We start from the raw sequence: 559 nt of genomic DNA, 5'->3' as shown, positions 1-559 counted from the left end.
TTATGCCTTCTTATTCTTGTCACCCGTAAACGGGTCTGCATATTCTTTGATGCTGATCTGATCCGCAGCGTAATCCTCCTCAAGTTGATTTCGGATATACTCCGCTATGATCTTTTTGTTGCGCCCCACAGTATCCACATAGTATCCTCTGCACCAAAAATTCCTCGACCCATACTTGTACTTCAAATTCGCGTGCCTGTCGAAGATCATCAAACTGCTCTTTCCCTTGAGAAATCCCATGAACTGTGCTACACTTAAGTACGGCGGAATGCTCACCAGCATATGTATGTGGTCTATGCACGCCTCTGCCTCCAGTATTTCCACGTTCTTTTGCTTGCACAAGGTCCGCAGTATTTCTCCTATGTCTTTCTTCAACTGCCCATAGATCTCTTTTCTGCGGTACTTCGGTGCGAATACGATGTGATACTGACAACGGTATCTTGAATGTGATGTGCTCTTTATTTCGTTTCTTTCGTCTTTTTTAAATTGCATAAAACCTCCTATTGCTCTGGTAATGCGGTCGCCAAACCTTTACCAGTATACCGCAATAGGAGGTTTT

The 559-nt window shown here is 43.8% G+C and carries 1 protein-coding gene; it reads right to left on the bottom strand.

All coding sequences use genetic code 11. The annotated features are described in order from the left end of the window. Window positions 1-492, bottom strand: a complete 492-nt coding sequence (gene tnpA / locus KQI17_RS13460) for an IS200/IS605 family transposase (RefSeq protein ID WP_216496699.1) — start codon at window positions 490-492, stop codon at window positions 1-3. Between the last annotated feature and the right edge of the window lie 67 nt (window positions 493-559).

Origin of the sequence: Oscillibacter sp. MSJ-31 (assembly GCF_018918025.1) — a bacterium.
Lineage (GTDB): Bacteria > Bacillota > Clostridia > Oscillospirales > Oscillospiraceae > Hominicoprocola.
Note: the sequence above shows the minus strand (reverse complement) of the source record. Positions and strands in the feature narration are given on the sequence as shown.